18 protein-coding genes and 2 pseudogenes are annotated in these 24,604 nt (G+C 61.9%); 4 read left to right on the plus strand and 16 right to left on the minus strand.

The window, feature by feature from the left end:
• Positions 1 to 768: IS256 family transposase (locus G9373_RS31510; protein ID WP_167118670.1), on the plus strand; the 768-nt coding region annotated here is incomplete at its 5' end.
• A gap of 958 nt (positions 769 to 1,726) precedes the next feature.
• On the opposite strand, the pseudogene G9373_RS31520 reads toward G9373_RS31510, so the two are convergent.
• From G9373_RS31520 to G9373_RS31590, 16 genes and pseudogenes are all read right to left on the minus strand, one after another.
• Positions 1,727 to 2,056 (minus strand): annotated as a pseudogene (locus tag G9373_RS31520) (transposase); the annotation flags it as partial.
• 786 nt (positions 2,057 to 2,842) lie between these two features.
• A complete protein-coding gene (locus G9373_RS31525; RefSeq protein ID WP_346842872.1) occupies positions 2,843 to 3,967 on the minus strand; it encodes a 12-oxophytodienoate reductase in 1,125 nt (374 codons plus the stop codon).
• Between the two features lie 372 nt (positions 3,968 to 4,339).
• A pseudogene (locus G9373_RS46885) lies at positions 4,340 to 4,599 on the minus strand (IS1380 family transposase); the annotation flags it as partial.
• A gap of 884 nt (positions 4,600 to 5,483) precedes the next feature.
• The gene (locus G9373_RS31530) at positions 5,484 to 6,398 is read right to left on the minus strand and encodes an SDR family oxidoreductase (RefSeq protein WP_167118676.1); all 915 of its coding nucleotides are present in this window, start codon (positions 6,396 to 6,398) and stop codon (positions 5,484 to 5,486) included.
• Between the two features lie 81 nt (positions 6,399 to 6,479).
• A complete protein-coding gene (locus G9373_RS31535; RefSeq protein ID WP_167118678.1) occupies positions 6,480 to 6,968 on the minus strand; it encodes a MaoC/PaaZ C-terminal domain-containing protein in 489 nt (162 codons plus the stop codon).
• Between the two features lie 84 nt (positions 6,969 to 7,052).
• On the minus strand, positions 7,053 to 8,393 hold the full coding sequence (locus tag G9373_RS31540) for an MFS transporter (protein WP_167118681.1): 1,341 nt from the start codon (positions 8,391 to 8,393) through the stop codon (positions 7,053 to 7,055).
• 647 nt (positions 8,394 to 9,040) lie between these two features.
• The gene (locus tag G9373_RS47825; RefSeq protein WP_167118683.1) at positions 9,041 to 9,403 is read right to left on the minus strand and encodes a putative quinol monooxygenase; all 363 of its coding nucleotides are present in this window, start codon (positions 9,401 to 9,403) and stop codon (positions 9,041 to 9,043) included.
• 127 nt (positions 9,404 to 9,530) lie between these two features.
• Positions 9,531 to 10,361, minus strand: coding sequence for a mycofactocin-coupled SDR family oxidoreductase (locus G9373_RS31550; protein ID WP_167118686.1), 831 nt, complete (start codon positions 10,359 to 10,361; stop codon positions 9,531 to 9,533).
• 130 nt (positions 10,362 to 10,491) lie between these two features.
• Complete coding sequence (locus tag G9373_RS31555; protein WP_167118689.1) at positions 10,492 to 11,334, minus strand: mycofactocin-coupled SDR family oxidoreductase; 843 nt, start codon at positions 11,332 to 11,334, stop codon at positions 10,492 to 10,494.
• A 597-nt stretch (positions 11,335 to 11,931) separates the two neighbouring features.
• Complete coding sequence (locus G9373_RS31560; protein WP_240960846.1) at positions 11,932 to 12,681, minus strand: SDR family oxidoreductase; 750 nt, start codon at positions 12,679 to 12,681, stop codon at positions 11,932 to 11,934.
• A 200-nt stretch (positions 12,682 to 12,881) separates the two neighbouring features.
• On the minus strand, positions 12,882 to 13,979 hold the full coding sequence (locus tag G9373_RS31565) for a phenylacetate--CoA ligase family protein (RefSeq protein WP_167118695.1): 1,098 nt from the start codon (positions 13,977 to 13,979) through the stop codon (positions 12,882 to 12,884).
• Positions 13,980 to 14,381: 402 nt separating this feature from the next.
• A complete protein-coding gene (locus G9373_RS31570) occupies positions 14,382 to 15,308 on the minus strand; it encodes an MBL fold metallo-hydrolase (protein ID WP_167118698.1) in 927 nt (308 codons plus the stop codon).
• A gap of 38 nt (positions 15,309 to 15,346) precedes the next feature.
• Positions 15,347 to 17,377 (minus strand): FAD-dependent oxidoreductase, encoded by a 2,031-nt coding sequence (locus G9373_RS31575; RefSeq protein ID WP_346842873.1) that lies wholly within the window; start codon positions 17,375 to 17,377, stop codon positions 15,347 to 15,349.
• Positions 17,378 to 17,660: 283 nt separating this feature from the next.
• Complete coding sequence (locus G9373_RS31580) at positions 17,661 to 18,119, minus strand: MaoC family dehydratase (RefSeq protein WP_206032821.1); 459 nt, start codon at positions 18,117 to 18,119, stop codon at positions 17,661 to 17,663.
• Between the two features lie 52 nt (positions 18,120 to 18,171).
• Positions 18,172 to 20,184 (minus strand): FAD-dependent oxidoreductase, encoded by a 2,013-nt coding sequence (locus G9373_RS31585; RefSeq protein ID WP_167118704.1) that lies wholly within the window; start codon positions 20,182 to 20,184, stop codon positions 18,172 to 18,174.
• Positions 20,181 to 21,032, minus strand: a complete 852-nt coding sequence (locus G9373_RS31590) for an NAD(P)-binding domain-containing protein (protein ID WP_167118707.1) — start codon at positions 21,030 to 21,032, stop codon at positions 20,181 to 20,183. The genes G9373_RS31585 and G9373_RS31590 overlap by 4 nt, the downstream gene beginning before the upstream one ends.
• A gap of 557 nt (positions 21,033 to 21,589) precedes the next feature.
• On the opposite strand from G9373_RS31590, the gene G9373_RS31595 reads away from it, so the two are divergent.
• The 3 genes from G9373_RS31595 to G9373_RS31605 all read left to right on the plus strand — a co-directional run bounded on the left by G9373_RS31595 (position 21,590) and on the right by G9373_RS31605 (position 24,602).
• The gene (locus tag G9373_RS31595) at positions 21,590 to 21,994 is read left to right on the plus strand and encodes a VOC family protein (protein ID WP_167118710.1); all 405 of its coding nucleotides are present in this window, start codon (positions 21,590 to 21,592) and stop codon (positions 21,992 to 21,994) included.
• A 96-nt stretch (positions 21,995 to 22,090) separates the two neighbouring features.
• The gene (locus G9373_RS31600) at positions 22,091 to 22,846 is read left to right on the plus strand and encodes a TetR/AcrR family transcriptional regulator (protein ID WP_095870064.1); all 756 of its coding nucleotides are present in this window, start codon (positions 22,091 to 22,093) and stop codon (positions 22,844 to 22,846) included.
• A 535-nt stretch (positions 22,847 to 23,381) separates the two neighbouring features.
• The gene (locus G9373_RS31605) at positions 23,382 to 24,602 is read left to right on the plus strand and encodes an acetyl-CoA C-acetyltransferase (RefSeq protein ID WP_167118713.1); all 1,221 of its coding nucleotides are present in this window, start codon (positions 23,382 to 23,384) and stop codon (positions 24,600 to 24,602) included.
• Positions 24,603 to 24,604 lie beyond the last annotated feature (2 nt).

Below are 24,604 nucleotides of genomic sequence, written 5' to 3' on the forward strand. Positions count from 1 at the left end.
AGTGGAATCCGCCAGGTGTATCCGGTGCTGTTCATCGACTGTATCCACGTCAAGATCCGCGACGGCAACGTGGCCAACCGGCCGATCTACGTCGTGATGGGGGTGACTGTGGACGGCACTCGCGACATCCTCGGATTATGGGCCGGCGAGCACGGCGACGGGGAGGGGGCGAAGTATTGGCTCCGGGTGTTGTCGGAGCTGAAAAATCTTGGTGTGCAAGATGTTCTGATCGTCGTGTGTGACGGTCTGAAGCATCTGCCCGACTCGATCGGACAGGTGTGGCCGCAGACTATCGTGCAAACCTGCGTGGTCCACCTCCTCCGCAATACCTACGCCTACGCCTCCCGCAAGGACTGGGCCGAGATCGCCAAGGACCTCAAACCGGTGTACACCGCGCCGTCGGAGCAGGCTGCGCTGGACCGGTTCGCCGAGTTCAGCGACAAATGGGAGAAACGTTATCCCGCGATCATCCGGATGTGGACCAACGCCTGGGCCGAGTTTGTGCCGTTCCTGCAGTTCGACCACGCGATAAGGCAGGTGATTTACACGACCAACGCGATCGAGAGTGTCAATGCCCGAATCCGCAGGGCTGTCAAGGCCCGCGGCCACTTCCCGACCGAGGCGGCGGCCCTGAAATGCGTGTACCTGGCCATCATGAGCCTCGACCCCAAAGGCACCGCCCGCCAGCGCTGGTCCAACCGCTGGAAGGCAGCGCTGAACGCCTTCGAGATCACCTTTGACGGACGCCTGTCCGCCGGACGAAAGTAGTGACAGTTCAAACAGTTACACCGTTAACTTGACAGACCCCGGTCTTTCGCTAGGAGTTCTATGTCGGGCCCGCGTGGCACACCTGTAGCTTCGCTGCGATCGTGGCCAGGGCTCTACGGTCAGTTGCGCTGAGCGTCTCGAGCACCAGCCGTCACACTGAAGCGCATGCGTGGGCGTCGCCGCGACGACCACCTCGTATCCGGCGTCGGTTCATATGGCGAGGGTAGTGGACGCGCCAGACACCAATGAGCGACCTGTCAATCGTCGTCCTAACTTTGGCCTAGCGGCCCTCTGCCATGACACGTCTTTCATTACGATGGCAGACAAACTGCATGGATTGGGAGGCGTCAGAGTGGGCGAAGCGAAAGACCAGCCAGCTGTGGAACAGCTCGAGTTAGGAGCGGTGTTCGCAGCTCTTGCGGACCCACATCGGCGATCGATTGTCGAGGACCTTCTTCGGGAACCGGATGGGGCTCGGCGCAAGTGCTCAACCTTCGGGGTGGGGGTCTCCCGGTCGACGATGACCCACCAATTCAAGGTCCTCCGTGAGGCGGGCCTGATCACTCAGTTCGACTACCGCAACCGAGCCGAGGTGATGCTGCGTCGAGCAGATCTCGACGCACGTTTTCCAGGGCTGCTTGATCTTGTAGCAGCTGGTAGCAAACGGCGAGCGTCCGCTCCGGAAGACGCCTCGGCTCGCGGCTAGCTTCTGTGGTGTGTCGACGCCAGCGACCCGTTTAGGGCTCTCGGAGGGAGTCCTAAACGGCAGCGGAGTAGGAAAGCCAGATTGCACAGCCCAAAGCTCACATCAGTCGCGAGAAGCAGGTTGTGTCCATGAAAGTGTACGGACCGGATTCGGATCTGACCGGCGTGTCGTAGCCCCAGTGAACTCGGCGTGACTCTTCGAGAGACCGACCGTGGTCACTCGATAAAGCACCACGCGATGACCAGTGCCCACGACTTCGAGGATCGCCCGGTAGCCCTCGGCGTTGACCCCGGCCGCGACCAGTGCGTGCATGTTGACCACCCCGCCCGTTCTCCCGGACCTTGAGCACCAAGGGCGTCGGCGGCGACGAATTGCGTGGCCGGGATCCAGGGTCGGCTGCGGAACGCCTCCACTTTCGCGTCGAGGTCATCGGCCATCACGGCCACCTTGGATTTCGACAGGCTGAGGATGCCGAGGGACTCGACGACCTTCTCCATCCGTCGGGGTCGAGACACCGAGCAGGTCGCAGGTGGCCACCACCGAGGTCAGGGCACGTTCGGCACGCTTGCGGCGCTGCAGCAACCGAGCACGGCGAACTGTGGGTATGGCCGCCGAGGTTCTCGTCCGAGAGCAGTCGATCGCGGTACAGCCCAAAAGTAAACTCTCGATCCGCGGCACCCCGCTGTTCGGTAACCTCCCAAATACAGGACGTGGCGGGGCACGGTGCCACGTTTCTTCCATCTCGACACGACAGATGCGAGCAGCTCGGTGAGGGCGGCCAGGGCCACCCGTCCCGGCCTGGAGAACTAGCCCCCCCCCCGGGGATGCGGGGCATCGTCCGTCGTGAACGGCCGCATCCCGGTGGGCCCATGCGCGGGCAGCCCTGATCGTGGGCACAACGGCCTCGACGTCGCCAGCGAACCACGCTCCGCATCGCCCCCACCGACCACCCACGGAGAACTGGCGAAGCAGCGCCGGTGAGCTCCCGCACGCCATGCCCGAAGGACCTCGCTACCGGCCATCTATTCGAAGGTCAGTGCGCAAGACGAAGATCGAGACTAGGCCGGGACAAATGGCGGGTACACGACGAATGGTCGAAGCCCGCCCGCTACCCGGCCTCGACTGCCCCCCCCTTGTGGCCAGACGACAGGCAGCACTGCCGAACCCACCCAGGAGGTGACAGCCGCGGCACTGCCCGCATAACGGCCGAACGAGAAACAGGCGGCAGTTCATACACGATGCCCTGAGAGATGATCCTTGGGGTCAATCGCTTGAGTCACAGCCTGTGTTCGTCATTTCGAATCATAGGGCTGGCGACTTCCACGTTGGAACGATGATGCGTCGAGGCCCGGGTCGCAGCTCGTGAGCTCAATATAAGTGCGCCAGCGCAGTGTCGGCGTCGAATCCGGCGAAGTCGTCGAGCGCACCGTCACGCAGTCGGCTGACCCAACCAGGATCGGCAAGCAACGCCCGACCGATGGCGACGATATCGAATTCGCCCGCATCGAATTGGTCGAGCAGCCGACAAACCGGGGCCGGGGAGATCCGCTTTGCCTCGACGAGCGAGAACCCGAACTCGGTGTCCAGACCCACCGAGCCTACTGCGATGACCGGCAGCCCGGTCAGCTTCTTGGCCCAGCCCGCCATACCCAGCCGTGGATCGTCATCGGGAAAAGCAGGCTGATAGTGGCGACGAGTGGACGGGTGCAGCACATCGACCCCGGCCTCGATCAAGGGGGTGAGCAATTTCTCGAGATCGATTGGTGCGGACGCTAATTGGGCGTCATAGCGGTTGATCTTCCATTGCGAGAACCGGAAAATAATCGGGAAACCCGAACCGACAGCCTCCCGCACCGCAGCCACCACCTCGGCAGGAAACCGGGTACGTGCAGTGAGTGTTCCGCCGTAGCCGTCGGTGCGGCGATTAGTGTTCCCCCAGAGGAATTGGTCGAGCAAATAGCCGTGACCGCCGTGCACTTCAACGGCGTCGAATCCGGCGTCACGCGCGTTGCGGGCAGCCTTCGCATACACGTCGGCGAGCGCACCGAGCTCGTCGATGCGCAACGCCCGCCCGACCTGGTTACCTGCAACGTCGATACCCGATGGGCTGACCGCCTCCTGTCCTTCCCTCCCACCGTCGAGGACGTCTCGCTGCGAGCCCTCGTGCCACAGTTGAGCCGCGATAGCGCCGCCCTCGGCATGCACGGCATCGGTCACCGCGCGCCAGCTCCGCAATACCTCGGCCCCATCGATAAGCGGAACGCTGTCCGGCCCAGCCGCCGGATGCGGGATGCGCACGCCCTCAGTGATGATCAGCGCGGTTCCACCTGCGGCCCGGCGGGCGTAGTAGGCGGCCACGTCCGGGCCCGGCACACCGTCTGGGGACGCGAACCTAGTCATCGGGGCCATTGCGAACCGGTTCGGCAGTGTCAGCGTGCCCACGCTCACCGGCGTGAACAAGGATTGCAGCCGCTTGTCGTCAATCACTTCCACCCTCAATCCCTCACCCTAGACAGCGCGTTAATATCCTGTTTCACTCGGGCCTCTTTCTCCGGGTGGACGCGTGGGACGGCGCCAACCCAGGTAAGCGTGAGATCCATCTCGATCGTCCCTATCTCTGCATCGGGTGCCCCGCCGAAAGCTGCTGCCACCCGTTCTTCTGATACTGCACACTTCCGCGGAGCCTTAGTGAATGGTGTTCAAACCTTGAACGGCTCAAGTCCGCCCCGGCGAGGAGGAACTGCGCCGCGGGCGTCACCGCCTCGGCCAATTCCGGAGTATTGCCCGCGCTGCTGGCGCCGCGAGAGCGGCCAAGGACACCGAGCCCGGGATGACGGCGGGTTTTCGATCCACTGTGCTCTCGGCGAGAACCGCGCCAACGGTCGACTGGGCATACGGGCGTCGAACACGGATGGCATGGCGCCGTGCCACAGAAGCGCCAGGTCGACTCCTGTCGGCGGCGGCGACCATGCCCGCTTCAGTGCGCCCACCTTGAGGCCCATGCCCGCCCTTGTCGGTCGGCACTGCCAGACCGTCGTCGGCAGGGCTCCGAGTCCGAATCGCTGGGCCAACCCCAACGCCGGAACCAACCCGGCCAAGGCAAGAAGATTGCGGTCTTCGAACGCCGGACGGTCACCGGGTGGGCCGGGATAGTGCACCTCAGAGACGCTCCCCGTTCTGGGATGGACCGGACCTTAGACAAGCCCAATCCTCCTGAACGTAGGGCCATCTCGCCGTCACGACCCACCCCGTACCCTCTGGTCGGGTCGCCCGGGGGGGAATCGCACCCCGGGCTCCCACAGATCCCGGCGTGACAAGTGTCCCGTCACCGGGCTCTTGTCATTCTGGTCACCAGACAGACGAGACGGATGTAGCCCATTTCCCAATGTGCGAACATGCTGGGACACCGTGCGGTGATCCCCTGCCAGCACTCGATGGTTTCTTCTCCGCTCGCAGCCGTTTGTATTCCTTGCGGATCCACCGCACCAAGTAGGCGTTGATTCGTGAGAGGACTTGATACAAGGCAGAGCGGTGAAACGCCCCCGTGATACTGCATCCAGCCCCGCACCCGGATTGATGCGTCGTGCGAGGTCGGCGAAGGCGTGACCGGTGCGGGTGTGCAGCCGCCAGGACCGCACCGCCGCACCGATCTTCTTCACAGCGTCCTTGCTGTCCGCGGGCACGAACGCGCTGAAGTGCTGCCCATTCCTGTGCGGCGCCCTGCGCTGGCGGAACGTGAACCCCAAAAACGTGAACGACGTGTGCTCGCGCGAGCCGCGCCGCGTGCCGTCCTTGCAGTAGACGATCCGTGTCTTGTCAGGATGCAACCGCAACCCGACCTGCCCATCCTGTTTGCTCAGCGACAGGCAGGGCCTTTACAGCAGATCGGCGTTCTCACGAGGTTCAGCGCTGAGGTGTCACATCTCGTATCCGGGTTCCAGTTAGGTCAAGAAGCCAATACTGCACGCTCACACCATCACTCTGGCCCTGTCTGACGGTCCTCCCAGTGTTACTGACGAAGAGGGGTATCACCGGATTGGACGCGCTGCCCACTCGTAGCCCAGTGGTCGACCTCGGACATTTCGGCCATCCCGGGTGCATAGGCGGCGATGTCGTCCGGGCGCGCCAGGCCGGCTCCGCCGGATGCGTAAGAACCACCATCGATGGCCAGGTTGAGCCCCGTAACCCAGGAGGCCTCGTCTGAGGCCAAATAGACAGCCGCGCCTGCAATATCTTCGGGCTCTCCTAGGCGCGGAATCAGGTTCGGTGTCATGGTAACGCGCCGTTGTTCGGTGCCTTCCGTGCCGTAGAACAGCAGGCCATTCGGGGTTGCCACACAGCCTGGTGAGATCGTGTTCACCCGGATGTTCGCGCTGGCCACTTCGTTCGTCAGGCAGCTTGCCAACCGGATGACACCAGCTTTGGCCACCGAGTAGGCCTGGATGATGGGGAGGTTGCCCGGGTACCCCGTCCCTACATCGGAACCGGCCACCGAGCCCATGAAGATGATGCTGCCGCCGCCGCGTGCGCGAAGGTGGGGAATAGCGTGTTTGGAGACCAGGAAGGGAACGGTCAGTGTGTGGTCGAGGGTGAATTTCCAGTCCGCGAGGCTGGAGTCTTCGACCGTTCCCAATCGTAACTGCATCGCGCTGTTGTGTAGGACGTCGATGCCGCCAAATTTCCCGGCGGCGAACTCGAGTAGCTGGTGCGCTTCCTCCTCGTTCGAGAGGTCGATCGGGTGCAGCGATTCCATCCGTCCGCCGGCCGCGCGCACGATTGCGAGCGTTTCCTCGGCGGCTTCGGCGTTGATGTCGCATCCGACGATCGACGCTCCTTCGGCTGCGAACCGCAACGCGACCTGCCGCGCCATTCCGCGGCCGGTACCGGTGATTACTGCGACTTTGCCCTCCAGACGACCGGTCATAGTGATCTCCTTGTCGAGTCAGTTTGTTCGGACACTCGTGGATGAATAGAACCCGTCCGCGTGCCGCCTCTCGCCCGTGAACTAGAGGGCGCTGTGTTCGCTCGGACGCGGACGGCGACGAACGTACATCTCCATTTGAAGCGTCATGACAGGCTGCGAGTCTCGTGACGATAGGGTTCCGATGGTTGTCACCCGATCCCAGTACGGGTGGGTATTACCGATTGCGGTGATGCTGAAAGTACCCCGCAGGTAGGTGTCGGCACGGACCGGTGCGCGGAACTGCACCTCACGCAGTGCTCGGCCTGCGACTATGTGCCAGTTTCCGAATACTCGGTTGACAGCGAGGCGTTGGAATACCGCGAGCGTGTGGACGCCGCTCGCGATTATCGTGCCGAAGTGGCTTGCTTCGGCGAGTGCGACGTCGGTGTGTATGTGCAGAGGATCCCAGTGGTCGGCGAACGACATGATCTCCTCCGCTGTGACGAGGTACTCCCCGAGGTCGTACTCGTCTCCTACGGCGAGGTCCTCGGCATATCGCAGTTCGCCGTCATCAGCTGCGGCATGGTTCATTCCGACTTCCTTCCCTGCTACGGCTGGGCGCTCTGCGCAGTGATTGCGGGTGACTTCGACGCCCCTGCCAGTCTTCCCGTGCGGTTACACGAAGTCGGTGTGCCGCGCGGGATGTTGGCCGGTCGCGGTCTTTGGTCGCGTTGCTCTGAGTAGCCCGTACGAGCACATCCCAGCGATTGCCAAGGGCACCAGTACTGCGATGTACAGATCTTTCGGTGACATGAAGCCGATTGCGTAGCCGCCGAGGATGGGCGACACGATCGATCCGACTCTGGCGACGCCTAGCATCGTGCCGAACCCTTTGGCTCGTATTCGTATTGGGTACACGGTGGTTGCGATCGCGGTGAAGGCCGTCAGTGAGACGAAGACGAACAGACCCAGCAGCAGGGCCATGGTCAGCGCGAAGGGGCCCTGCAGGGTCAGTGCGAAGGCAACCAGGGCAGCCATGCCCAGGGCCATCGACATCCAGGAAATTTGGGCAGACGGCCGCTTGAGGCCAAGAAATCCGTACAGGATGGCCCCGATCATCGTGCCGACCGACAGCATGATGCCCACTAGCGCCCCGCTGCCGGTGTCTCCGGTCTCATTCTTGATCAGCTGAGGGGTCCAGGAACCGATGAAATAGAACGCGGCAGTGCAGAATCCATAACCGAGCCAGAGGAGCAGGGTGGTTACCCGCAGTCCTGGTCCGAGGAGTTTCGTATCCGATTGATCGACTATCGCCTCGTCGGCTAGAACACCGCCATTGAGGAGTCCTTCCTCCAGGTTGACCCGCGTAGACAACTTCTCGGCCGTCTCCTGCGCCGTGTCGTCCGATGACCGTCGAAGGTAGGCCACTGTTTCTGGGATGAAAGCGGCGACAACGACGGTGACAGTTGCGCTGAGGGCAAACCCTACCCAGAACAACCCTTTCCATCCGCCTGCGGCTTCGATTACCGAGGCACCTGCCAGGCCTGCGACGAAAGTTCCCAGGGGGTAACCGAAGAGCACCACGCCCACCGAGAGGCTGCGGCGTGATGGTGGAGACATTTCCTGGGCGATGACCATAGAGATTGCGCCGAGCACACCGATTGCCATTCCCGTAACGAATCGGGATGCGATCAACACCGAGTAGTTGGGGGCCAGTGATGAAACAAGGAGGCCGGCGGTGTTGAGTACCAGCGCGCCGAGCAACGTCGGGCGACGCCCATGGACGTCGGCCATTCGAGCCAGGAAGAAGGCCCCGACGCCGATGCCCACCAAGGCTGCGCTGATCAAGTAGCCCTTGTCGGACGCTGTTGCGTACCCCTCGGGGAGGTTGGGGAGGGCGTACCCCATGATGAACAAATCGTAGCCGTCGAGCAGGTTGACGAGCGAGCATACTAGAACGATTGCTATTTGATACGGCGTCATGGACGCCAGCGAGCGAGCCCCATTGAGGGTCATGCCGACTCCTTCTCGAGTCACGGGTTGATCCGACTTGGTTGAATCCCCGAGATGCCGTCGACGGTGAGTCTCGGGGAACGGGGCGGATGTGTTGATCGGCCGGAATTGGACGGTCTGGTCTCGGCGGTCGCTGAAGCACTGTCACCGGTTCATTGCCTGGATCCCCACACGTGGAGCGCTAGTGCGGCGTGGTTGAAGTAGTTTGACAGTGGTTGTTTGAGGGTGAAAGCCCGCTGGACCCCGAAATTGTCTCCACGAATTCGACGGAGGGTCGGGCGGAGGCTGCGGACCGGAACGCTTGGACTAGGAGGTTGCGCGGTTCGCCCCGGCCGGGGCATCTGTGAATGACTGACGGCTAGACGGCTCGTGTTGTGTGTCGCTCGCTGCCACGGCTAAATATCTTGCATTGGCTCGTGCGAGAGCGATATTCGTAAAGATTCGTTGGATCGATTCGGTGGCGCGGCGGGGTGTGATCAGACTGACACATGCAATGACGGCATGAATGATGAGCAACGGCATTTGGGAGGCCTTCTAGGTTTGCGGCGCGATGCCGAGTCGGGGAACGGGATACCTCGCGCACGGAGGGTCCGATGCCACGTTCTGCACCAGCACGACCGTCAGAAGACTCATAGCACAGGCCCGTAGGGTCAACCGGGGCAGTCAGTCGAGATTGCTGCCACGGAACGAATGGGCTCGAGAGGGATGATTTCGAGGTTCGACTGCAGCAATGTCGTGCTATCGGCGAAAAATGCTTTCATGTAGGGCTGTTCGAGGTGCTCACGGATTGCGGCACCGTTAGCGTAGAGTTCATAGAATGCGATGCTGTCGGGCCTGGATGCATCATGATGGATCTCGTACACAAGGATGCCTGGCTCGGCGCGACTCGGGTCTCCCAGGGAGAGCATCCGCTCCATCAGGATGTGGCGTGTGCCTTCCTTGGCTCGCGCGTAACCGTAAAACGCAACCGGTGTCTCGCTGGACAACAACTCGGCGGGGACGATCTCTGACACGGCATACCTTCCTATCAGCCCGCATCGAGCGAACAACGCCCTCGAGCGCGGGTTCGAATCGAACCTGGGGTGGCGAACCATCGCAGCTTCCTGACCACCGAAGACGGTGCACAACAGGTGCGCAAAACTACAGAAGCGGATATCCAGCGGTAACCTCCAGCTGGGTTCCGGTGACGAATCGGCCACTCTCCCCTACCAAGTACAGGACGGCGCGGGAGATGTCGGCCGGGTCCACCCACGGTGTATCGAGTGCAGCGAGTGTCTGGAACACGGGTTCGACGCTGTGGCGCGTGGGTTGATCCACGTCCGGCGCGAAGAGATCGTAGATCATCGAGTTCTGGATCATCGGGGTATCGCAATTGGTCGGGTGGATGACGTTCACCCGAATCTGATGTCGTGCCAGTTCTTTGGCCAAAGCCTTTGCTACACCGACAACGCCGTGCTTCGAGGCGATGTAGTGCACCATCGACTCGACGGGAGTAAGGGTACTGGCCGAACCTATGAATACCATCGATCCACCGCGTCCACCATCGACGATATGCTTCGAGGCGGCCTGCGCCGAGAAGAACGCGCCGGACAAGTTTGTGCCCACCACGGTGTTCCACTGCTCGGGCGTGATCGATTCTGCCGCGGTGATTTCGCATACGCCGGCATTGAGCACCGCGATGTCCAGTCGCCCCAGATCGCGTACCGCCCTCTCGACACCCTCCGTAACCGCGGACGGATCGCGCACATCGCATTCGAGGCGGTAGGCACGCTGTCCGTACTTCTCCACAAGACCGATCGTTTCGTCGAGGTCCTCTGCCGTCGACGTCGGGTATGGCACGGTTGCAACCTGTCTGCAGATGTCGAGCACGATGACGTCCGCGCCCGACTCAGCGAGGAAGGTGGCGTGCGAGCGGCCCTGCCCTCGGGCGGCCCCGGTGACCAGAGCGACTTTGCCTGTCAGATCATGCATTCTCGATCTTCCCGTCCGACCGACTCGCAGGTCGGTCTTCTCGTGATCTGTTGTCGTAGAATAGATATTGTTGCGGTGGAGCCGTTCGGTGTTACCCGTTGGGTTCCTTGCGGTTTGTACTCCCCAGGGTTCACGCAATGTTGTTGGCGATGAGCCCGGCAGAAACGTGCAACACTTCGCCGGTGACCATGCGAGCGTCGTCCGACAGGAGGTACAGGTAGGCGTTGGAGACGTCCTGCCAGTCCACACCTGAGACGCCGAGCGGATGCATGGTTTTCATTCGTTCGACCATCTGCTCGCGCGTCGGGTTCTCGACGTCCGGACAGAAGAGTTTGTAGGCTTCCTCGTTGTTGTTCATCGAGGGAAGGTCACCGGAGTTGACATTCGTCGGGGCCACACAATTGGCGCGTATACCGTATTCGCCGTATTCCATTGCTAGGGTCTTCATCAGTCCGATCACTGCCCACTTTGAGGCGCCGTAGTCCGAGATGTGGGGGTAGGCGGCGCGGCCTGCGGTGGACGAGGTGATCACGATGTTGCCTTTGCGCTTCGCGACCATGTGCGGCAGGACGGCGCGACACACGTTGAAGACGCCCGTGAGGTTGGTATCAATGACCGTACGCCACTGTTCGGGCGAGATGTCTGCGAGCTTGCCGAATTTCAGGATGATACCTGCACTGCTCAGCAGGTGATCGATTTGTCCGAGTTCATCGATCGTCTGTCGCGCAGCGTCCACCATAGTTTCGTCATCGCGAACATCCGCGACGATGCTGATGCACTTACGTCCCACGTCGGAAACCATGGCGCGGATCTGTTCCAACTCCTCCTCGGAGCCGCCTGGGTAGTTCTGCCCCGCGACATCGGCAACGCAGTTGTCCACAAGTGCGATGTCCGCCCCCTCGCGTGCCAGTGTCAGAGCGTGGGATCGACCTGAGCCCTTTGCTCCGCCGGGTGATGAGTGCAACCGTTCCATCCAGCTTCCCCATGCTCTATCACTCACCTGTTCTCGACGTTTGACTGGAGGTACCTATGCGTGTCGTACGCGTGATGTGTATCGAAGAACCGCTCGGTGCCCGTGTTCTATCAAAACCAATTGCAGTACAGGCACTGTCGAATACGCGAGCTGACTGGTGGCACAGGATATCTTTTTGTGTGCGACTCACCGGACATTTGATCCGACTCTTGAGTCGTAATATCGACCCATTGGTTAGTAACCTAGTTCCAGCGCGTGGACGTGTCAATGGTCACAGACGCCAGATCTGGCGAGGTGCCCTGACCGTGTCCGGATCTATAGGCTGGTTTGGGCAGAGCAGCTGCAGTATTGAAACGCCGGACGAGTCCCACATGCGAGTTGTAGTCTCGCGTGCGTGGATTCGTCCGGCGTTGACTGTCACGTACCACGGCTGGGGATCGGTTTCTGGCGACAAGGATTCTGTTGTTCGAACTATAACGACGTTGGCCATCAGACTACGCAGCAGCTGTTGCAGCTCGCCGCCTCCGCGGGGAGCTGTTGCAGCTCAGCATTTTCCCCGCGGAGCTTTTTGATGGGACGGCGGAGCAGGCTGAACTCTCACGTCGTCGACATCCCGCCGTCGACCAAAATCGTCTGGCCGGTGATGTACCCCGCTGCGGGCGATGCGAGCCAGACCGCGGTTGCGGCGAGTTCCTCGGGCTTGCCCGCTCTTCCCAACAGGAACCGGGGCTCGAGCGAATCGGTCACATACTCTGGGGGGTATGACTCCGTCATTTCGGTCTCGAAGAAGCCCGGCGCAATCGCGTTTACTCTGATTCCCGGTTTACGTCCCCACTGCGACGCGAGGTCACGCGTGAGTCCGACGAGGCCGGCCTTGCTTGCGGTATAGGCCGCCTGGGGCAGTGCGGCAGTAGTGAAGCCGAGAACACTCGAGATGTTGATGATCGAACTCCCCAGCGTCATCACTTCGGCGCAGGCTTGGGCCATCCAATAGCTACCTCCGAGATTGACATCTACTACCGCCCGGAAGGCATCAGGGCTCTCCCGAGTCGCCGGGACTGCACTCGCCATGCCGGCATTGTTGACGAGGATGTCCACACGACCGAACCGTGCCATCGCCGCCTCGACCAGCTCTACGCACTGGCGAGGATCGGCCACGTCGGCGTTCTGCACCAGGGCCTCGCGCCCGTACCCGCGTACCGCCTGTGCGGTTGCCTCCAAGCGGTCGACCCTGCGCGATGCCACGATTACGTGGGCTCCGGCGCGGGCCATTGCCTTGGACAGCGATACGCCTAGACCTGCTGACGCCCCGGTGACGATCGCGACTCGATCGTCGAGGCGGAACATTTCCGCGAAGGCGCCTAGGTTGTCGGCCGCCTCTTGTTCGTGCATTTCACTTCCCTCTTCGAAGTCAGCCCCGACCCGGATATCGACGGCTTACGCCATACCGCCCGACTCTGCTGAAAGTTTCGTCGACACTTAAGGCTTGGCTACCGCTGTCGACACCTGGAGCCGGGACCGGTCTCTTGACCAACTATTGGGAGTGCTCAGACGGGTGAGGGGGCCTGACCACGGCGGTCGAGAAGCCGCTTGACCTTCCCCTCTCCTCCCAGCCCCGTCTGAGGAGCGAGGGATCCAGCAGGAACGATCGTCACCTCCACCGAGACACCGAAGGTCGACTTGAGACGATGCTTCATGTCTTCCTGGAGGGGTGCTGTGTCTTCGTCGTTCGCCTGCTCGATCAACACGGTCATTCGTTCACGGGAACCGAGCCCCTCGCCGACGTTCTCCACCACGCACAGGAACTCGCCCGTCGATCGCGCGTCGCCCTGGACGACGTCCTGCGCTGACCGCGGATACACGCTTGTCGCTCTCAGTTTCACCATTTCGTCGAGGCGGCCCAAGAAACCGGACAGTTTGGTCGTCCGGGCGCCGCACGCGCACGCTGCGCGCTCGGAACTACGCATGCGGTCTTTGAGGTCGTATCTGATGATGGGTGGAACCGAGCGATGCAGGCTGGTGACCACGATGTCGCCGTCGTGCCCCGGGCCGAGGATGCGTCCGGTCTCGCTGTCGGCGATCTCGACGATGGCGGTGTCGTCGTTGACGTGCAACCCATCTTTTGCAGCGCATTCGTATCCGATGAGACCGACTTCATGGGTTCCGTAGTTGTCGTAGACCGGAACACCCCATGCATCTTCGAGCAAGTCGCGCAGGTGTCCCTCGGTATCCACCCCGAGATAGGTATGGATGAATCGAGTGGACAGATCCTTCTTGAGGTCGATGCCAGATCGATCAGCTTCTTGCGCCAGGATTTTGAGGTACTCGCCGAAGGCGACCCAACCACTTGTTCCCCAGGAGCGCGCCAGCTCCAGTTGCCTTGCCGAACTGGTGACGGCCCCTGAACCGGTGGTCAAGGGGATCATGCCGCACCAGTGCATGGCGGCGGTCGACGAACACCATGCGGTGTTGGCCAAACTGTTGGTGAGGGTGATCTGTAGGATGTCCCCGACTTCGGCTCCCTGCGCAACGAAAGCTCGGGCGAATTGAATTGCCTGCACTTCCCATGCGACGGGATCGAACAGTGTCGGCCGCGGCAGCCCTGAGGTGCCACCACTGGATTGGATCTTCAGCGGTGTTCGCATCGCGTCCAGTGCGAAGTTCTGGTGGTTTCCGAACGGAGGGTGCTCCTCGATCGAGTGCTTGATGTCCTCACTGGTGAACGTGGGGATTTTCTCGAGGTCGTCCAGGCCTCGTATGACTCCTGGCTGCAAACCGGCGTCCGACCATCGCTCGCGGTAGAACGGGACCGCCCAAGCGTCGGCCACCCGTGCGAGAAAGCGTGATTCCTGAATCTGTCGCATTTCGTCGTCGGACCGTGTCGACATGACGGAGTTGAACAGGGGCGGGGGCGGGTAGTCCTCGGTGAGCTGACGCCAGTCGATGCTCGACCAGTAGTAGGGAATTTCGTTCTTCGACATCAATGCTCCTGAAGCTGTCGTTATGCCGGCAGTGTGGGCGCCGGTGGTGTTGTAGAAGTGCTCGGCTCAAGCAGTGACGAATTGGTAGGCGTTGCCGTCGCTCACGATACGACCGACACTGTTCCCGGCGAAGTGCGTGCCGAACACAAGGACATCACGGTCTGCAACCGAGGCGAGGAACTCCTGACGCCGAGCGGAGGACAGCTCACGGTCCCAGTCACCTCGCGAACTCCACGTGGGATGGGCGGCCTGGATTGGGTGATGTACGAAATCACCAGTGATGAACCCGGTCTCGCCCTTCGATTCGATGGTGAGACTGTGGTGGGACTTGGTATGGCCAGGCGTGGATGTATACCGCACGCCCTCGCAGATGGTGTGGTTGACCGGAACCAGATCGACGAGGCCCGCCTCGACACACGGTTGAATCGACTGCGCGAACACGAGACGCGTCTGCCGGTGGATGTCCGGATCCGCTCCGTTGTACGTGACGGCATGCCCGAGGTCGTCGGAGACGGTACCGCCCTCGGTGAGTCCCTTGTGGTACTCGAACTCGTCCTGAACGAAGGTGTACCGGGCGTTCGGGAATGTCGGCACCCATCGGTCACCGTCGAGCACGGTGTTCCATCCCACGTGATCGAGGTGGAGATGTGTGATGGCGACGTAGTCGATCTGTTCGGGCTTGTAGCCGGCATCCGCCAGTCGATCCAGATAGGGGGTGTCCAGGCCACCCCAGGCCGGGATCAGCGGTAGATCCTTGTGATTGCCGCACGCGGTGTCGACGAGAACGACAGACGACCCGGTGTCGACGACGAACGAGTGAACGCTCCAGAGTGTCTGCCCGTGTTCGTTGGCGTAGTCGGGGTACAGCCACGGAACGGCCTTGACCGCATCCGGCGTTGCCTCTGCGATCAGTCCGTCGAGCTCACCGACCTCGACCGCGATTTCGTTTATCTGGGTGATTTTCACATCACCGATCTGCCAGCTATGAGCCATGGGGTTTCCTTCTTTCGTTCAGTGTGTGTGGTGCTTGTTCAGACACCGCGTCCGGCCATTTCGCCTTCGTAGATCGCCTCGTCCACCCGGCGGGGTGCCAAGCAGTCTCCGACGGCCGTCACGTCGAACTGCGCTTCCAGTTGGGGTAGCAGGGCCGTATCGGAATCGCGAAGCATGACGGTCACGAGAGACTGCGCCGGTACCACTCTGGCAGCACCATCCCAGATGCGATTGAGTACGACGCCGTCCGAATTCACTTCGGCGACAATGTGTTGCGGTGTCAAGGTCACTCCCAGCGCATACAGCCTCGGATAGAGATGCCCGACATCGAGGTTGAAGAGTGTGTTGTCGCCCAAGAACAGCTTCGAGGAAACCACTTCGACCTTCTTGCCCGCATTCGCGAGGAGCTCCGCCAGTCCCAGCGCGAGGTACTCGCCCGTGTCGTCGATGATGACGACGTTCTCCCCACATGCCGAGGGATCCTCGATGGCCTGGATCGGATTGAGAACGCGGATACGCTCCAACCCCGGGATTTCCGGGCGGGCGGCGAGGGCGGCGGAGAACCCGTCGGTGCGCCAGGTCGATCCGGATGCAAGTATGACGTGGTCTGCACCGACTTCACGCACGCTCTCGATGTCGGCGGTCGTATTGAGACGGACATCGACCTTGTATTTTTCGAGCATTCGCTCCATGTCTTTGACCATGACGGACCATCGGCCACGCGTGGGCAACTTGGCGGCATATCGAATTTGCCCGCCGAGCGTGTCGCCGCGCTCCATCAATACAACGTCATGCCCTCGCGATGCGGCAACTTCCGCTGCCCGCATACCGGCGGGTCCCCCGCCGATGACGAGCACCTTCTGAGGTGTGGCGACCAAATCCAATGTTCCGCTGCCGAGGTCTTTCTCGCGCCCAGCGGCGGGATTCTGCGTGCAGGTCAGCTCCCAGCCCTTGGACATCCGGCCGATACAGCCTTGATTTGCCCTGACGCAATGCCGAATTTCGTCCTCGCGTCCGGTCTGCGCCTTCTGCACCAGGAAGGGATCTGCGATGTGCGCTCTGGTCATAGCGACGAGATCGGCGTCACCCGAAGTCACAATCTGTTCGGCGACCGACAGCTCGGTAATTCCGTTTGCGGTCACGACCGGATAGTTTCCGACGACCTTCTTCGCGCGGGCAGCCAGATCGACCAACTGGGGGCCGGGCAGGCTCATCGGAGAGACGACGCGATCGAACGTGGAAGCGTTCCCGGCGCTGATGCTGAAGTAGTCGAACAATCCAGAGTCCGCCAGGTTCTTGGCGATCTTCTCGCCCTCGGCCTCGTCGATACCGCCCGGAACGTATTCGGTGAGCGATAGTCTCACGCCGACCGCGAAGTCGGGGCCACCCTCTCGGCGCACCGCTTCGGCGCACTCACGAACGACGCGGCATCGATTCTCGGTGCTGCCGCCGTACTCGTCCGTTCGACGATTCGTCAGTGGGGAGAGGAAACTGCACAGGAGATACCCGTGAGCGGCGTGTACCTCGGCTCCGTCGATACCGGCAACCCGTGCGTTGCGTGCACTTCGGCCGAATCCCGCTACGAGCTGCTCGATGTCGGCGTGCGACATCGCTCGGCCGATCTCCCCATAGGTAGTCGAGGGCAGACCCGAGGGACTCCAGAGCGCCCTCCAGTTCTCGAGAAACATTCCGTTGTAGTCTTCCACGCCGAAGTGTGAAAGGTCGACGAAAATTTTGGCTCCATGGCGGTGCACGGCTTTCGCCAGTCGCTCGTACACCGGTATCACCTCGGTGGGCCATCCCTGGTGGGTGCGGTACCCCAGTCCGCGACTCGTTGCATGCACGGCTTGAGCCTCGGTGAGAATGAGCCCCGCGCCTCCCCTCGCCCGCTCCTCGTAGTAGTCGATGCTCTGTTGAGTCATCAGGTTGTCTTTGTCGCCGTACATCAGCGCGTGTGCGGTGACCACGATGCGGTTCTTGACACTGACCGGGCCCAGTTCGATGGGCTGCCAGAGCGCCGGATGCTTGGTCATGATGTTTCCTCGTCTCGTCGCGGCTCGACTGTCCATCCGGGGGCTGACCGGAGAGTCGAAAACCCAACCTAGTGTTCAAATGCGATAATGGCGTAGGTCACACAGGCTTGTCAATAAGGTGTGGCTCACCTGATTGGAATCCGCCGCGAAACGGTGTTCCGGTAGCCCAATCGCCGTGTGGGTCGCTCCACTGAAGCGTCCTGTCGTTGCTGGTGTGTTCGGTGGACCGATACGCCCCGCGGCCTCCGGGGTCGGTCGCGGCCCCGGAGGCAGCGGGCGATCGATCACCGCGGTCGCTCAGAGGCTGGCGGGGGGCAGTTCAGAAGATGATGCGGCCTACGGTTTCTGCAACCAGGGCCGGTTTTTCTTCGCCTGCGATCTCGAGGGTGTTTGTCGTGACGATCTGAAGGGCCCCTCCGGGTGCGTCCCCGACGGAGTTCAACGTCGTCCGCAAACGAACGTGGGCCTCGACCTGCACCGGGTTGACGAATCGAACTCTGTTCAATCCGTAGTTGATCGCCAGCGTTGTGTTCTCGATCGTGTATATCTGCCAGTTGAGCAACGACACGAGAGACAGGCTCAGGAACCCATGCGCGATGGGGGCTCCGAACGGGCTCTCGCGTGTCGCACGTTCGACGTCCACGTGGATCCATTGATGGTCCCCTGTGGCGTCGGCGAAGGTGTCGATGCGTTCTTGCGTGATGTGCAGCCAGTCGCTGGTGCCCAAGTCCTCTCCGACAGCGGCTTTCAGTTGATTCGGTGATGTGAAGATGCGCATGGGTGCTGAAGCTCCTTCAGAGATGAACCGGCCCGGTCGCGACACGCACCCGTCATGGGGTGGCCAGTTTCAGAGCTGTGCCCACTGCGGACAGCCGGTCGGCGGCGTGCAGGCCATCCCACATGGCATTGTCGAGACGTCGGGGTGCCAGGCAGTCGCCGATGCGAACCACACGACTGTCATCGCCCAGCTGCAGGTACAGGGTGTCGTCGACGGCGCTACCGGTTGCTAGAACCACGGTGTCGAAGCTGCCCAGTTCGACGGGCACGCCGGAGAATACATCGTAAGCGTCGACTGTCTTGTCTCGAATGGTGTCGATCCAGGTGTGGGGCCGTAGCTCGACCCGTGCATTGCGCAACCGCTTGTACAGGAATTCCTGGCCGGCCCCGCTCCAGAGCCCCACCGAGGTCGACCTCGTCACGATGGTCACCTCGTGGCCGTTCTCTGCGAGGTATTCGGCAGCCGTGGTCGCGTGCCCTTGAAAATCGTCCTCGACGACGAGAACTCTGTTCCCCACTGTCGCGGCCGTGTCGAACACTTCCCATGACGTGACGACATGCGGCAAGTCGTGTCCTGGTACGACCCTGACATCTGGTCGGTGAGTAGTGAAGCCGGTCGTCCACGGCCTCGAGCCTGTTGCGAGAAAGACGTGATCGAAAGTAGAGAGGTCCTCGACGGCCGCTGTGACACCCAGGTGCACGTCGACACCCAAGGTGTTGAGTCGGCGACGTAGATGTTCGATCAGCAGTCGAAACTCCGATCGACTTGCCGTGCGTGACGCCAGCTCGATTTGGCCACCCAACGTCTCGCGGGTTTCGAACAACACGACGTCGGCGCCGCGTTCGGCGCAGGCTGCCGCTGCCTGCATGCCTGCCGGTCCACCCCCGACCACCACGACTGATTGTCGGGTGACCTGCTTTCCGGTACTCGACCACTCGAACCCGACCCGAGGGTTGACGGTGCATTCCATCTGTCCGCCTTGAGCGGTCTTGCCGACGCAACCCTGGTTGCAGCTGATGCATGGTCGAACCTGGCTGAGACGACCTGATGCGACTTTGGTGGGCATGGATGGGTCAGCGATCAACGCCCGATTCATCCCCACCATGTCGGTAGAGCCCTGCGCCAGAATCGACTCGGCGACAAGAGGGTCCTTGATTCTCGTGGCGACAATGACCGGGATGGACACCGCATCTTTGATCGCCCGGGCGGCGTCGACGAAAAGTCCGGTGCCGTGCCCCATATCGGCAATCCATAGTGGATAGTTTTCGTTGCTTGCGCCGCTGACGTTGAGATAGCTGACCCCACCGGTCTGCTCCAACAGTGTCGCCGTGATGATGGCGTCGCTGGGGGTGTTGCCGCCGGCAATCATGTCGTCGCCGTTGATGCGCACACCCACCAGGAAGTCCGCGGAGACCACTGACCGGATACGTCGGACTATCTCACTCACGACGCGTGCGCGGTTTTCGTGTGAGCCACCCCATTCGTCGTGGCGATGGTTCATCTGGGGAGAAACGAATTGGGCGAGTCCGTAACCCTGCGCTGCGAGGAGTTCGACTCCATCCCAACCGGCTTGCTCCATGAGCGCCGCGGACCGAGCGAAGCTCGAGATCATGTCTTCGATCTCCGCTGCTTCAATCTTCTTGGGTATCTCCCGAACAACAGGGTCGGGTAGAGGCGACGCTGACAGAAGCGGCAGATGGCTCAGCCGTGAGGAACCTTGGCGGCCGCCGTCCCAGAGCTGCGCCAATAGCAGCGAACCATGCGATTGGACAGCCTGTGCGAGCTTGCGATGGCCCTCGACCGCCTCCGGGGAGAAGGCGTAGTTTTGTCCTCCGCCGGTCTTCGACCGATCCCATGCGGCCATGTTTCCGACGACAATCATGCCCACGCCGCCCGCCGCTCTTTCGGCGTAGTAAGCGATTTGCTGTTCTGTGACCATTCCGTTGGACGCGTAGTACGTGCCGTGCGGGGGTGAGACGATGCGGTTCTTCACTACTCGAGAACCGATGCGCACCGAACTTGTCAGGTGCGGGAATGCCATCCCGTCTTTCCACTCTTCGATCATGACCGTGTCCTTTCTGGATCGGCTGCCGCGAGTAACATCCGGGCAGCGCTGACGGTGGAGGTGATGTCATTCATGGACGCGCGATCGAACGGCGACGACGGCAACTCACCGCCGAGTAACCGCGCGTCTTTGAGCAGGAGGTCGACTTGATTGTCCGAAAGGGTGGCCAGGGCGTCGCCGGCCGCACTCGATCCTGAGCACGCCCGGATGACGTCGCTTGCGATCGACGGGTCGACTCCCTGCTCGTGTGCGGTAGCAAGCCCCGCTGCCGCACTCAGCACATTGCGGGCGGCCAGGGTGTTGTTGATCAACTTGAGCAACGAGGGTTGACCGACGGTGTCGAGCGGGAACAGTCTCGCGAAGACGTCGTGTAACAGGGCTTCTTCGAAGGCATCGGGTTGCGGGCCTGCAATCAGACCGGTGAGTTCGCCTTCTCGCGCCCTCACCTCGCCGCCTGAAACGGGTAGCTCGAACAGACGCCACGCTCGATGCGCGTCGACGACGCGGCGGGCGTCCGACGGAGTCATCGTGGTGATGATGAAGGCGCTGGCGCCGTCGTCCATCGCCGAGCGCACGCTGTCGTCGGACAACACCGCTTCGATTTGTTGCACCGTTCGCACCGCGATGAACATGCACCGGACATCGCCCCAGTCGATACCATCGAACGAGGACACCGCCCGACTTCCCGTTTGCTCCTGCCACTCACTCGCACGGATCCCGTCGACGTCCATGCCGATGACGTATCGGCCTTGTTCGGCCATGCGACGGGCAATTCCACCGCCAATGCCGCCGAGTCCGACCACCACTACCTGTGCGCGTCGATGCGCATAACTATCGGCCTGTGCCATCGGTTCCTCCACCTCACCTCGACATGGGACGTTTCGCTGGTCTGTTCCCGGCTTGACGGCCGTGGAAATGGCGACGGAGAACGCCGCATCGACGCTCGTCACCGACCGCGTGGGCGCCGTTGTCCACTCCGCGGGAAGCCGCGCCGGTGTCCACTGCTGCGTGCACGACCAAACCTACCCGAAGGTTGAAAACCCGACTGTGTAGTCGACACAAGTTGTACCACCTCTCTGCCGCGCATTCCAGGCATCCCGACGATTTGTGCGTCGAAGGCGTTCGGTTCGACCCCCGGGCGACAGTCGCGTCGCCTCGGTCAGATGGCGTGATGTCGCGTCCTGCGCGCGTGCCACTACGGTCCCGCTGCCGCGGGCTCGCCGAACGAATCCGACCGACGCCTTGAATTATCGACCCTCGGGTCGGTACTGTCTCGGTGCAGACCCTTGAAGGTCAGCGTTCTGTACGCGTCCACCTACCAGTGCACGCCCGCTGCGGCGAGGTCACCGTGCAGATGTCCGGCGCGACAGCGAATTACACGACAACGCAACAACAGGAGACGAAGATGAGCCTCGCAGTCAATGGAATCAACATCGCCGTTCGCGACCTAGCGTCCGCGACCGAGCGTTACGAACGCCTGTTCGATGTCAGGGGCGAGCACGTCGGCCCCGACGGATTTGCGTTCCCCGGCCTCGAGGGTACGAAGCTCGACGTGGGGGGCTTCATCATCAGTTTGATCGCCTCGACCCAGGAGGGCACGTCGGTGGCGCGCTTTCTCGAGCGCCACGGTGAAGGCGTCTTTCTCTTCTCTGCGAAAGTAGACGACCTCGATATCGCTACGGACGAGCTCAAGCAGCAGGGATTGTGGCCTCTGCTCGACGAGGCTGTCCGCGGAGACTTCGGGGCGGTCAACTTTTACCACCCCCGAGCACTCAACGGCGTGCAGCTCGAACTGATCGAGCATGTATGAACAACGGGGCGCGTAGCTGCACCAACGCCGTCGTCGCGCTGATTGCAGTGCCCACCGGTACCGGCTTGGCTGCGGCGGTGTCTATCCTCGGAAGCTATGACAACGGCTTCTGATCGTGCGGACGCGGCGGCTGCAAAGAGCGCCGGTGGTTCGGTACGCAATTCCGTGATGCGTGACCGCATCACAGAGGGTGCGGCCCGACTCTTCCAGGCCCGGGGGATCAACGGAGTCACCATGCAGGAGGTCGCTGCGGAGGTGGGGTTGTCGAAGGCGTCCATCTACCACTACTACGAAAACCGAGACGACCTGCTCCGGCACGTCTTCGGTGACTGGGCAAGGGGTGAGGTCGAGAAAGCCCGGGTGATCGCTGCATCGGATGCCGACGCAGCTACCAAGCTCACAGCTTTCATTCGTTTCCACCTGAACTCCCTGGTCGATCACCTGGATCTCTACTCACTGACTTTTCGCGAAGAAAGCGAGCTTCCCGACGACGTCCGCGACGAGTTCCGGGCAGCCAAGCGCGAGCATGATGTGCTGATCCGGCAGATTATTCGAGAGGGCGTAGAGGCTCGCATCTTCGAACCAATCGATGAAACCCTGGCAGCATTTGCGATCGACGGCATGTGCAACTGGATCTGGAAGTGGTATCGCCCGGGAGAAGACGGTAAACCCGCTGACGACATCGCCGAGACCTTCGCCCACTTGATTCTGCGCGGAGTCATGACGACCACGTCGACGGCGTCCGCCGGCTGGCCCGAAGACGTCCAGGGCGTGGATGGGGCGCTTGCCTACCACGCCCGCGAGATACGGCATCACACAAGCCAGCTCGAACTCTTGTTGAGGAATCGGTAAATTTCAGCGCGTCGCATTGATTGGTTTCTTCGAGGTACGCCTCTGACCCTCTCTGAGCGTCGGTACTGCACGGCCTTTAGACGGATCCCCGAGATGACCGGGGTGCTCGTCGGCGAATGAGGCGAGGTCCGGCACGCGAATGGTCCACTGTCGGACTTGGGCAGCACAGGGGTGCGCCCACACTGCACGGCTCTGCCGCGCGCTGCACTCCTCCGGAGGGCACCTGTTCGAGAGACGCATCTGTTCTCGTCGTCCGCAGGGCAGGACGCAGACCTGCCGCAAGCCGACCAGCCGAACCGGCGCAGACTGCAAGTTCGGCGCTCGCGGTCGAGTCATACGCGTCGAACCCCGCCGAACAAGCCGCCCTACCACACACCCAGGACCGCGTATTCGCCTGCGGCCGTTACGTAAGCACGCCGCACTCGGCTTACGACAGTCCACTTGACCGCCACTCCCGGCGCAGCCATACTGCGATAAGTAGACCGCAAGATCGAATATTCGACCCGCTGGTCGACAACATGAACGGACGAGATTTATGCCTGAAGCAGTTATCGTCGCGACCGCCCGGTCCCCAATCGGTCGCGCAGTCAAGGGTTCACTCCGAGAGATGCGCCCCGATGACCTGGCAGCACAGATGGTGCTCGCCGCATTGGGAAAGGTGCCCGAGGTCGATCCCCGAACGGTGAACGACCTCATGCTCGGCACGGCCCAGCCCGCCGGCGAGAGCGGATACAACCTCGGACGGGCAGTGAGCGTTCTCGCCGGAATGGACCACCTACCAGGCGTCACCGTGAACCGCTACTGTTCCTCGAGCCTTCAGACCACCCGGATGGCGCTGCACGCGATCAAGGCAGGCGAAGGAAATATCTTCATCTCCGCCGGAGTCGAAACTGTCAGCCGTTTCAACAAAGGCATGGCCGACGAGAACCCCGAGACGCACAACGCCGTGTTCTCCGACGCGGAGTCCCTCACCGAACGGCGCGCTGATGGCAACCAGGACCCGTGGGTGGATCCGCGAACAACCGGGGCACTTCCCGATCTGTACATCACCATGGGACACACTGCCGAGAACGTCGCGGAATACAGTGGGGTCTCACGCCGAGAACAAGACGAATTCGGCGTCCGCAGCCACAATCGCGCCGAGGCCGCAATCGAGCAAGGCTTCTTCGCCCGCGAAATCACACCCGTCACCCTCCCCGACGGCACCATTGTCAGCACGGACGACTGCCCCAGGCCCGGAACGACATACGACGTCGTCAGCAAGCTGAAGCCGGCATTCCGTCCGAACGGAACCGTCACCGCAGCCAACGCATGCCCGCTCAACGACGGCGCGGCAGCACTGGTCATCATGTCGGACGCGAAGGCGAAGGAGCTCGGGCTCACCCCCCTGGCCCGCATCGTATCGACCGGCGTATCGGGACTCTCACCCGAGATCATGGGTCTGGGACCCGTCGAAGCGACACGGCGCGCACTCGACATCGCCGGCATGAGCATCGGTGATATCGACCTGGCGGAAATCAACGAAGCATTTGCGGCTCAGGTCATTCCGTCGGCTCGTGAACTCGGCATCGACGAAGACCGACTGAATATCAACGGAGGCGCGATCGCACTCGGTCACCCCTTCGGCATGACCGGCGCCCGCATCGCCACCACGCTGATGAACTCGCTGGAATTTCACGACAAACAGTTCGGCCTGGAGACGATGTGCGTCGGCGGCGGCCAAGGAATGGCCATGATTCTCGAACGCCTGTCGTGACA

Source organism: Rhodococcus sp. A14, assembly GCF_011603105.1.
Classification (GTDB): domain Bacteria; phylum Actinomycetota; class Actinomycetes; order Mycobacteriales; family Mycobacteriaceae; genus Rhodococcus_F; species Rhodococcus_F opacus.